Genomic DNA, 11,370 nt, shown 5'->3' with positions numbered 1-11,370 from the left:
GCGACAACCGCTCGAATCCCTTACCCAACCGGCCTCTCCGCCCATTTTAACCCCAGCGAAAAACCTGCAACCAGTAGACCGGCTCACGTCCGTTACAAATTACGTAGCGCTCACTACGACCAAATCGCTGGCGCCCGGGCGTCATTGTTCTACGGTCGTACACTCAGTTTTTTTGTGCTCCGACCAAGAATTTGCCGTGAAACAAACGCCGGAAATAGCGGGAAGGCCGTGCCGGTCGGGGCTTTCAAGCAATCGAAGACTGTTCCGCAATGTTTCACAAGATGACGCGGCGGCCGCCGCTAACGTTCTGGGCCCACGGCCATAGATCAGGGTCAGAGGATGACTGTTATTTAGGTGTACAAAGTTAAATGCCACAATTAACCTAGGACCGGTGCGGGGTCGTCAAGGAACCAACCGCGCTCCAGTTTTGTGCTCCCTGCGCGACGGACCCACGCCGCAACACGCGGGCGGCCTCGCGAGCAGCGTTTATCCGCGATGATGCGAAGGGGCAACCTTTGTGACGGAACGTGTGTCCCATTCGCGGCTGTACAGTGCTGTCGTTGCCCGCAGACGTTCAACATCACCTTTCAATGTGAATAATCCTCAAGCACCCTCAGTGGAGAGGAGCGTCTTAGGTCGTGCAGGTCGAACCACCTTTCATAAGCCGTTTCCCACAGTTTTTTGCGCTACGGATGCTCGAAGTGCGTTAGCCTGGTTGGCCGTGGGGGGACTAGCATTTCGCCGAAGGGCAATCTCAGTTCATCGGCAATCGCCTCGAGACTCGCGAGCTCTGCGCTGTGCACTTAATCGGAATCTGGACGGGGCGGCCGCTGGCAGCAAGTGAATCAACTCAATTTGCCCGATTCATTGGGCATACGATAGACCTTCATGCCACGCAAGCTTCCAGACCCGTGAAGCCCGTGTGCTGGAAGCGGTTGCCGCGCCACCGAAAAACGTCCGGGCGCAACGGTCGACATCGCATTCATCCCTCAAGGCGCCTCGGCGGCAATCGGCGGTTGATTGTCGCGTTCCCCGTCGCCGCGCTAGAGAAGAATCACATCGCCATCACGTAGGCTCTCCCCCCGTGATCTCTGGGCGACGCTGCCCAAGGACCTGAAATCCTCGAGCGGATATGCGCGCCAAGCCGCCGCGCCCGTAGGTCAACCGCTTTTGCACCGGGCCCTCGGCTGTCTTTGCACGATATTGTGCAGGGCGCGGCCATGCCGACAGTGTGCACCCGGCGGAGGCGGCGACCACCACACGCGACGAGCTCAGGCCGGTGGCAGAGCGTCACAGCTTGAAGGTGCAGTTGTATGAGCTGGCCGTCCTAGGCAAGGGCAGCAAGTGCCCGCACGGTAGTCTCCTTGGAGCCCGTGATTGACGTCTTGGGTGCTCACTGGGCCGACCGTTGCCACGACTTCGACGTGCGATGGCGCTGCTCTCGGGCGTCGACGCGGGCGCGACGACCATCGCGGCGGACAAACATCTGGGCAAGGGCGGCAACCACACCGGCAATGGCTTCGCGCCGGCGGCCCGTTCCCGCCTCTGACGTCCAGACCGCTCCGTTTCGCCGAAGATGGGAGCCTGCCGCTCGAGCAGGTTAAGCGCGCGCCGCTGCGCGGGGTGGCTCCGCGCGCCCTTCGCCGAACATGGGCCACGGATGCAATCGCGTGCAAGTTCACGGTCGACGTCGTCCAGTTCCTGCTGGGTAAAGCGTTCGTCAGCACCGCCATCTACAAGCGCGCCGAGCGCACACGTCGCATCAAGGAAGTCGCAAAGCTTCCTGGTGACACGGCCTGATTTTCCCTTTGGGCGGCCTCCCCGAACCGTAGCTATATGGTCTTGCAGTCACGCAAGCCGGGCTTCGGATCGGGGGCTTATCTAAGAGGGAAAATCATGGCCAAAATAAAAAAACGACCGGTGCTCGCTCTAACAACGGAGCGGATTCTCACCGAGACAATCGCGGAACAATTGATGGCGCTGGCTAGCAGCGCTACTGCATTCGTCGAAGTTTGGCTCATCGCTTTAGGGCGTGGGTTCACACATGAATGCGTCCAGGTCCATTGGCACAAGGTGCAGGGCTGGAACCTAGAGGGGCAGACCTTTCTCGGGAACGAGTCATCTTTAGTGATTGCATTAGCTTCGTGCGTGCCATGCCCAAGCACCAAGTACATGAAATCAAACGCCACTAATGCAGAAAACGACAGGTCGGGAGGGTTGCCGAGTTAAGCGATTGGCGCGATATCTCAGGACTAGATCATGAATTCGCAAACTGATGTGCTGATCTTGAAGGACGGTCTCAAACGCGGTATGAAATCAAGGATGGCGGGATTTCTGGCGGCCATGGACATTCGCTTCGAACAGCATCAGCGCTCTATCGACGCATCGTCCATTAAAAGGAATGTCTCTTGCGACAAGTCAGACCTCGTGGCTGGCCGTTCTCTTTTTGCCAGACGTATTCGGTTCCGAATTCCTTGCCGCTCAGACATGAGTAATCTGATCCGAACATCTTCGTCGCACGAGGTCGACGAGTCTAGCGGCCAAAAAAGTGTTCGGGTCCGAACACTCACGTCTCGCGAGGAAATTGGCCCGCCAATAAAACAGCCTCGCGCAAACGCGAGGCTGTTAATCCTAGGCTTACGGACCTACTCTGGCTGAACCGAAAACATCTTCGCGACTGTCTCTCTGAGCGCACGCTCCTGCTCCTCGGAGATTACACCGGCCTTGAACTTGAAGGTCAGCCCCGAGAGATCTTTCGTGATGCTGCCAGCCTGGACATTTCCAGAGAAAATCTTGAGGATGCTTCGGCCCGCCGCGTCACGTGTCGAAACCCCGCGAGTCGCTGCCGCGAGAATCGCAGGAGCGATCTTAGACTCAAGGAGGTCGCGCGCTACTACCTGCGGCCACAACTCCGCTAGCGCCTTCATGCCCGCATCGCCGGTCTTCTTCACCGCGCTCACAATCTCCTGCGCCTGATTTGATTGCAAGAGCGTCGGCCTCAGGTCCAAGTCACGCTTAACGAAGTCAGGAAGCTCATCGAAGGCAAGGTATCGGTAGAGTTCGTTTCTGGAAATGCCCATTGTCTTGGCAAGACGTGTCTTATTCGGAAACTCACTCTCCACGCGGCGGACCGACAGCGCAATCTCGTAATCGGAGAGGTCGTCCCGCGTCACGTTCTCGACGAGCGCGAGCGCAGCCATATCCTCGTCAGTGCAGTCAATGACCACACTCTTGATGGTCTCCCGATTCAGGAGCTTATGTGCACGCCAACGTCTCTCACCGGCTACCAGCTGGTAGCCGTCATCGCCCACTCGACGCACTAGAACCGATTGCAGCAGTCCGGTCTCTTCAATCGAGCGAGCCAATTCATGCAGCTTAGTCTCATTGAATTCGCGGCGGGGTTGCCATGGGTTCGGCGAAATCCCGTTGACCGGCAAATCGGTCCCTACTCCTTTATCCTCAAGCTCCTGGATTCGGATTTGCGCTGCGGTCAAGGCGCTGGTAAGTCCCGGCATGGTTTGCGGACTGCGAGTACCCTTATCAGCCTCTTTCCTCACCGGCGTCATCTCAGCCGGCGACGCCAGACCGGCAGTCTTGGCCAACAGCTGCTCGCGAATATTGCTCATGCCTCCTCCTTCCAATTCTTGACGAACATGTCGTCAAGCCAACGCGCGTACTGCATCAACGGTTGCTTCACTCGCTGAAGCGACTTAGCGGTCGAATGCGTATTCGTGATATCCAGTGCCGTGGAGAATGAGAGGGCCCCACCACTCATCACTGAGCTTGCCGGAATTTCGAAAGGGTCCAACCATTTCCCGTAAGCTGTCTGAGCCCATTGCCGAACCACCGGTGCCGATGACGTCTTGCCGTAATCGACCTTGGAAAGAAGGATGGAAATGAACTCATAGGCCTTGTCTTCCTCGTACGCGAGGAAGTCGCCCGCGACTTCTGAAAAGAGACGCCAGAACGCCATCGAGCTGATGAAGTCCAAGTTCTCCGGAACCATCGGCATAACGAGTGCGTCTGCGGCGAGCAAGGCGTTAAGATTCATGTATGACAGCGATGGCGAGGTGTCCATCAGGATGTAGTCGTATTGCGAACGCAGCGGCTCGAGGCCTTCGCGAAGCACCGACCAGAACCGAAAACCCTTCATCGTCTTCTGCCGGGCCGGCAACAGAAACTCAGCGCCATACAAGAACGTGTGCCCCGGAATAATGTCGATGCCATCCCAATAGGTGCTCTGCACCTTCGAACTCAGCCCCCCTTCGATGGACTGGTCATAGATGTAGGGGAGGACGGTGTCCTCACCGCTAATTTCCTTCTCTGCATACAGCCCGCACAATTCCGAAGCGGAAGCCTGTGGGTCCAGGTCGATGATGAGCACTCTGCGCCCGAGCAGCGACAAGGCTTGTCCGAGGCAGACAGTCGTGGTGGTTTTCGCAGAACCTCCCTTCAGCTGAGCTGTCGTCAACACCCGCCCTCGAAAATCGCTGTCCGGTTCCGCAAGTCGCGTTTGATAGACGTCCGAGGCCATCTTCACCCACGTGCGCACTTCGGCAAGCGTGAACGTCCGGCTGCGACCGCTGCCGTTGAGCGTGCCCGACGGAAGCCCCTGATCCGCCTTCGTCACCAGATACTGGATCTGCTGGCGCGACAGATTGCACATGTCGGCCAGTTCGCTGATCGTAAATATGGGAGCGGTCTTGCGCGGCCTCGGCGCGAGAATCTGCTCGCGCAGGTTATCCGCGAACGGGGCGAGTTTTTCGGCGAACTCTGCGACCTCGCGAAGCGTCGTGCGACGGCTTTCAATAGGGAGGGCGGTAGCCGCTGCATCCATTCTGCACTTCTCCGTGTTTTGACGATAAAGCGCAGAATACACCATTATGTGTAAACAGGGTTGTATTGAGTCTTGTTTTTTAGCCCAAACATGAAGGTTCTGCGACAGTTAATTGATTTCACGTCCAAATCGTGTGTTCGCGATCAGACGTGGAACGAGTCAAGGGCGATAGATCCTGGACGAGCCACTGCGCGCGGCGACCCGTTCCCGTTTCGCCGAGCCGAGCGAGAGAGTCATCGGCACAAAAACCACCCCCTGAATGACTTTTGTGCTCGTCTTCTCATACAGCTAAATTGCCGATGAAAATCATATGGTTACGTATGTACCGCGCTTCATTTTAGGTTGATTTTTCATGTTATTGGGGCCTATGCCTGTCTGCTTTTTGTAAACAAAAACCAACAAAAACCAACCAACAGAATTAGGAAAAGCCTTTTTAATCAATGTAAAAGCTTGTGAACAGAGACGGTTTTTGTGAAGACGGGGACGCTTTTTGTGATGCAGCGGGCAGAAATTGGGTTTGGATGCGCGGAAATTGTGAGAACGTCGGGCGGTTTTTGGGCGCCAGCTGGAAGGTAAGGGGTGGTTTTTGTGCTGGAAAAGGGTCCGACATCGGGGGCGGTTTTTGTGTTGACAGCCGCTGCTTGGCTGATACAGTGCCGGCATTGAGCCGAAAGAACGAATGGAAAACCCGACGCTTGCCGCCACGCCGCATCAACTTGCCTTGGACATCTACGACGACATGTCCGGGAAAGACGCGCGGATAGACCAGGCAGACAGGGACATCGGGTATCTCCGAAACAACATCTTCACCCGTGTCGGCGGACTCGGTATCGCCGCGCGCCGGGTGCTCGACGCGGCATACTTTATCGTCGCTTCGAAGGCACCTGACGAACTCATCGACGACAAGGTGTACACGTTTTCCGAGGACATCAACTACTTCAAATGGCTGATGCGCTACGACAGTCGCAACCACAGCCATCTCGTTACCCAGATGCGTGCCGCCGCCAAGGCCCGCGTTGAAATCATGACAGCCCCCTCAATCGAGGAGCTGACCGAGAAGGACTCGTGGGGCACTATAAGTCTGCTTGGCGATTGCTATATCGAGAGAAACGTCGTGTGCATTTTGCTCTCAGGGCGGGTGATTCGATATCTCATCAGCCCGTATAAGGCTCATTGGCTCAGCCTGCGCGATGCTGCAAAGTTTACGCTATCGCTCGCGCGCGCAGTCTATGACCGCCTCATTCCATGCGAGGGCCACGGTGTAACCGAGTGGTTCGCGTACGAAGATGTTCTCGAATGGCCAGGGAAGGTCGGCGCGTCGCGCAGGGTCTTCAAGGAGTTCCGGAAGCATTTCCTTGACCCTGCCCTGCAGCAGCTCAACGAAGAGTCGGATTTTGAGGTCAGCTGGGAAGCGAACGCCGCGCGCGTGTCCGTGGACAAGATGAAACTACGGTTCCGGTTCACGAAGAAGCAGGGCGCGGATGCCGCGCGCGCAGGCATTCCAGATGAGATGTACCTTGTGCTGCATAACGAGTTCGCGTTCGATGAGCTGGACTTCCTGCGCCTCGCAAATAATCGGCACACCTGGACGGATGAACGCCTGGTGCAGGCCATCGAATACACGCAGACCAGGTTGACGCAGGGCAAGGTCACCGTCAGCCCCAAGGGATATCTCTTCAAGTCACTCGAAGGGAACTACCGCATTGGTGGCGCCGAAAAGAAGATGCTAGCTGTTCAGTCGCAACAGTCTCAGCATTCGCAGGAGGAAGCACGTGCCCGTCAAAACGCGGAGTCGCAACGACGAGAGGCTGAGAAAGCCCAGGCCGAAATTGCGGCCGCCAAAGTCCGCTCGGAGGCTGAGGCCGGCAGGGAGTTCTATGAAACGGCGGAGGCCCATATCCGAAAAGAACTACTGCACACGTTTGTGACGAGGCTGCTGCACCAGCGCCAAATGGCCAGGATTGGCGTCTTGCGTGAGTCGCTCACTACCGAGAACATCCTAACAACAAACCGGCAGCTCGCTGAGACTTTCTGCACCCACGTGTGTTCGCGCATGAAAAAGGTCATCGACGCGCGCCCGAAGTAAGCGGGGCGGCGGCCGGCACCGGTTACGCCTTCACTTGTAAAACTGTCCATGCATCAACCCTGGACCAGCATTCACTGTCGTTGCGTTAATCCAGTCCGTCTCGCCACGATGCATCTCATGGAGCTACCGCGGGTGCCCACGTGGGAGATATACGTTCGGCGACTCGTGCGTGCCGCCACGATCGCGAGATGAGCGTCGGCCCGGCGGGAACAGGGTGAGTACCTTGTACGGGTAGAAGAGGGTGCGGCCTTTCTTCTGGCGGCGCTCATTGAGCATGCGCGGCGCCGCTGGCTCCGAGGTGCCCACATTCGAGCAGTTCGCCGCAACGAGGAGGTCGTGGACCCTTCATGTTTTGTCGATGGTGTCGATGTTCAGGGCTCTGCACAACCTACTCTTGACTCTGCCGGCCAAGCGCAGTGCACAGCGAATACGTCAGGAAGGCCGCAGCAAAGCCAAACCGAGTAGGCTTCGACTCGGCCAAGGTAGTTGACGATCTACACGTTTGGTAATCCAACTGTCGCGTAGATGTCATCTGCCCGACAATCGAGCGCAAGGATTCGGTGTTACTCGTCGCATACCAAATTTGCGTAGCCACAGTGCTGGGCGGTGTGCCACGGCAGTAAAGTGCCGGTTACGAGCAGGTCGATTGACTCAATTGTGCACGGGATGTGTGGCGACATGGAGCCTTCTCTGCAATTGAGTTGGCTAGAAGACTCCGCAAGTGCCGATGGGGTATTTGCGTGGGTCCACGCTCGCGACAGCCGTTGACATCCCCTTGCAAGCGCTCGACGAGTGCGTCACCGTATATAGTGGCTCATCTACCGGGCTAGCCGGAATGCGCACCAGGACGTGGCATCAAACTCACCACAACACCGTCCCGCCATAGGCTTGCCCAGTCAATGTGGCCCTATCGCGTGCATCAATCATCATATGCGGTTCATCTATGACGTCTGGCAAAGAGACAGCCTCTCGTGTGGCGCGACAATCCGGATGAGAGACCTCACCTTGATTGACGCGCGCCACTCTCGACTGTGCTGCGCATGTCTACGGCAAAGTAACTTGAAGAGTTCTAAGGAAGGTCTGCAAAAGTCCTGACGCTGAAGACTGGTTGGCCTATCCTGGAAGAACGCGAATTAAAGGGGCTCCTCGATGACACAGCTCGGTCTTGGTCTGGATCTTTCAACGAAACGCACGCGCAAGCGGGAATTCCTCGATGAGATGAGGCGCGTTGTGCCATGGTCGAGGTTGATTGCGTTGATCGAACCGCACTATCCGAAGGGTAAGACTGGAAGGCCGCCGTTTCCGGTTGCGACGATGCTGCAGATTCACTTCATGCAGCAGTGGTTTGGGCTTTCGGACCCGGCGATGGAAGAGGCGCTATATGACGTGCCGCTGTACCGTGAGTTTGCGGGGCTGGACGAAGGTATGACGCGTTTGCCGGACGAAAGCACGATTCTGCGGCTCCGCCACCTTCTCGAAACGCACGGACTGGCCGCGCAGATGCTCGCCCTGGTCAATGAGATCCTGAGTGAAAAAGGCTTGATGTTGAAGGCTGGGTCGGCGGTCGACGCGACCTTGATTAGCGCACCCAGTTCGACAAAGAACGGCTCTGGCAAACGGGACCCGGAGATGCATCAGACGAGGAAAGGGAATCAATGGTACTTCGGGATGAAAGCGCACATCGGCGTGGACGCAGAGTCGGGTCTGGTCCACACCGTCATTGGTACGGCGGCCAACGTGCACGACATCAATGCGGCCGAAGCGTTGTTGCACGGCCAGGAAAAGGATGTGTACGCTGACGCCGGATATCAGGGTATTGAAAAGCGCTGTCAGGCGAACCCGGTACGCTGGCATGTCGCGATGCGACCGGGCAAGCGTCGACAACTGGACCTGACCAATCGTCTGGACGCGATATACAACCAGATTGAGCGCCTGAAGGCTGGCGTGCGCGCGAAGGTTGAACATCCGTTTCGCGTGCTCAAGCAGCAGTTTGGCTATACGAAGACCCGGTACCGAGGATTGGTGAAGAACACCGCGCAGATCACGACACTGTTTGCGCTGGGCAACCTCTGGATGGCGCGCAAGGATTTAAGCAAAGCGTGAAACGTCCGGCGGATCAGGCCGTGAGTCTCGGCAAACGAAGGTCATCATGCTTCAAAAGCCGGACGACCAACCTGCTAGCAGACCCTGCAGCCGATACGCCCAACGTGAAAAAAAATCGGCGCTTTGAAAACGTGTTGTGCAGACCTTCCCTAACTACAGTCGAATCGCACTATGCGGTCGACAACCTTCCGAACAAGGTTCTCGCGGCGGAGTACCGGGCGGTCTAGCCAGATAAAGCAACAATCGCGCGGGGAGCTTGAACTCGCGTGGGTGGAATTGGAACGGCGCGCCCGCGCCAGTTGGCGTTGCGTCGCCGTCAGCGGAGCCAGTGCGGCTTTGGGCATCTCCGCCCCGCACCCGACCATCAGTTCATTTGACGCAACGTTGACGGGGGAGCGCGCTCGGCTCCCGTGAGGCGCGGCGAATCCACTTGTTCCGCTCGTACTCACTTTCAGCGCTTCGCCAGGCCGTCGTGGAAACATGAAGGTTGTCTGCGAACCGTCGAGGAAGAAGCGGCTCGCCTGTCGCGGAACTAGATTCACCGCTGTCTCGCGGACGGGTGCGTCGTTTGCCGTCGGAAAAGACGACGGCAACGTTTTAGGCGCACATGCCCGCTTGCGATGAGAAAAATAAAATGCAACTACCTGTCTCGCCCCATTAGCCTCGGACTACGCGGCACGATGGGCGCAGCTCCACAAAAGTGGGGGTCAAGTACCAAAACTTGATGTGGTAGGTGCATATCGGGGCGATGATCGTGAGAAAAAACACATACTTCTCACTCGGCGATCACTGCGCCAAATTTGTTGTAGACCGTGTGCGTTCGGATGGATACGACACTGCGACCGGCGTATTTTGAGTGGGTCTTCTCGTTACCTCCGACGAGCTTTCCGAGTTCGAAACTCCTTCATGTAAACGGCGCCCCACAGAATGCGGGGCGCGCACACTCGCCGTGCGGGCATCAGCGGCGAGCTTTCCTTACGCATCTCGGAATCGGGCCAAAGATGGCTTCCAACTGCTCCCAGCGCGAGTATGAACGTTCTCGCATCTCTCTTTCGAGAATTGCTTTCAACGCTAGGCATTTTTGCGGATCCTGGCAAGTGGCGGCAAGTTTAAGCTGGTCGCAGATCTCGCCATGCATGCGAAGAAGTTGGCGAACAAGGGATCTTTTATTCAACATGAAACTGCTCCATAAAATTCAAGCCTCCTCTCGGAGGCAAGACGTTTCCACTGGTTCTTCGTGGTATGGCGTTATCGACATACTGAGAGCCCGATTTAGAGGGAACGCGAAAAATTTTTCGGCTGTGGACGGAAATCGGCCGCTCCGAAGCCAGGGTCGGAATCACCATCCATCGACAGAGGGCGCCTTCCCGCATTAGCAGTGCGCCGGTGCTGTACAGACGGGGCGTAAGATGAAGGGGTCGATAATGAGGGCTATCAACCCCTTCATTTACGGGCAGCGGCGGAAGAGGGCGTTCCAAACCCGACGAATTCTTCGCAGAAGGGCGCCGTTCAAACAGTGATTTTTTCGTACCGCAGACGTTCGGGGCGCGCGTTGCACGTGTCGCCGATCGCCCCGTTTCTGACGTCAGTACAGTGCGAGCTTCGTGCGCTTCATTGCCGGCGAGGATGCCGAGACATCGTGCAAGTGCCTGCGCGAAGCGTTCGTCTACTTGGTCGGCACGCCCGATCCGGTACTGCTCGATAACGCAAAGTCCGTGATTGTCGAACGCGATGCATTCGGTGAAGGCGAGCATCGGTGGAACACCCGAGACTGCTTCCGGAGCTGCGGCAGCCTCGCGAATACGAAGTGACAAGGTCGGCAACAACGCTTTACGCGCGCAACTGATTGCGGGTTTCAAGCAGACTGAAGTTGCATTTGATCAGTAATGCATATGTTTCATGAAATGCATGAGTTGGCAAGACAGGCAACGCGAAGCGGAAGTGTGATTTGCGAAGTGATCGACATGGTAACGACGCGCGCGGCCATGGCGCAATGCGCCGGCGAAGTAGCGACAGGCCGCCCTGAGGGCCGCGATCAGCTGCGGCAGTAGTGCCTCAGGTTGATCATCGTGTAGGCGAGCGTCTTGAGCGCGTAGTGCACGGCACTGATGCGTTCGAAGCGCAGCAGCAGGCGGCGGAAGGTGTCCTCCCAGGCGAACACGCGCTCGATGGTGCTGAAGCGCTCCGCGAAGATGGCCGCGTCGAAATGCCGTCTGCGACCGCGCTTCGGTGCCTTGCGCCCACGCGGGTTCTCGGGAATGTTGGGCCTCATGCCGCGGTTGAAGATCGCACGGCGGTTTTCGCGGCAGTCGTAGACGCCATCCAGACTGACGGTTGAGCCCTG

General features: G+C 57.3%; 5 protein-coding genes and 1 pseudogene. 3 read left to right on the top strand and 3 right to left on the bottom strand.

The features are described from left to right. Positions 1-2,645 precede the first annotated feature (2,645 nt). Positions 2,646-3,626 (bottom strand): ParB/RepB/Spo0J family partition protein, encoded by a 981-nt coding sequence (locus EVC45_RS42125; RefSeq protein ID WP_129964008.1) that lies wholly within the window; start codon positions 3,624-3,626, stop codon positions 2,646-2,648. Continuing rightward, positions 3,623-4,837, bottom strand: a complete 1,215-nt coding sequence (locus tag EVC45_RS42120; protein WP_129964007.1) for a ParA family protein — start codon at positions 4,835-4,837, stop codon at positions 3,623-3,625. The genes EVC45_RS42125 and EVC45_RS42120 overlap by 4 nt, the downstream gene beginning before the upstream one ends. 679 nt (positions 4,838-5,516) lie before the next feature. On the opposite strand from EVC45_RS42120, the gene EVC45_RS42115 reads away from it, so the two are divergent. From EVC45_RS42115 to EVC45_RS42100, 3 genes and pseudogenes are all read left to right on the top strand, one after another. After that, on the top strand, positions 5,517-6,923 hold the full coding sequence (locus EVC45_RS42115) for a replication initiation protein (protein WP_129964006.1): 1,407 nt from the start codon (positions 5,517-5,519) through the stop codon (positions 6,921-6,923). Positions 6,924-8,072: 1,149 nt separating this feature from the next. Then, on the top strand, positions 8,073-9,026 hold the full coding sequence (locus tag EVC45_RS42110) for an IS5 family transposase (protein WP_129964005.1): 954 nt from the start codon (positions 8,073-8,075) through the stop codon (positions 9,024-9,026). A gap of 1,595 nt (positions 9,027-10,621) precedes the next feature. Beyond that, positions 10,622-10,795: pseudogene (locus EVC45_RS42100) on the top strand (IS21 family transposase); the annotation flags it as partial. A gap of 266 nt (positions 10,796-11,061) precedes the next feature. On the opposite strand, the gene EVC45_RS42095 reads toward EVC45_RS42100, so the two are convergent. Then, on the bottom strand, positions 11,062-11,370 hold a 309-nt coding region (locus EVC45_RS42095), incomplete at its 5' end, for a transposase (RefSeq protein WP_248295485.1).

The sequence above is a fragment of the Paraburkholderia sp. UYCP14C genome, from assembly GCF_004197395.1.
In the GTDB taxonomy this organism is placed as follows: Bacteria; Pseudomonadota; Gammaproteobacteria; order Burkholderiales; family Burkholderiaceae; genus Paraburkholderia.
The sequence above is the reverse complement of the archived record's forward strand: the minus strand, read 5'-3'. Positions and strand labels throughout refer to the sequence as shown.

What these genes read in the sequence shown, in the direction of transcription:
- EVC45_RS42125 (WP_129964008.1), bottom strand. Translation starts at nt 3,626, where the DNA reads ATGAGCAATATTCGCGAGCAGCTGTTGGCCAAGACTGCCGGTCTGGCG.
- EVC45_RS42120 (WP_129964007.1), bottom strand. Translation starts at nt 4,837, where the DNA reads ATGGATGCAGCGGCTACCGCCCTCCCTATTGAAAGCCGTCGCACGACG.
- EVC45_RS42115 (WP_129964006.1), top strand. Translation starts at nt 5,517, where the DNA reads ATGGAAAACCCGACGCTTGCCGCCACGCCGCATCAACTTGCCTTGGAC.
- EVC45_RS42110 (WP_129964005.1), top strand. Translation starts at nt 8,073, where the DNA reads ATGACACAGCTCGGTCTTGGTCTGGATCTTTCAACGAAACGCACGCGC.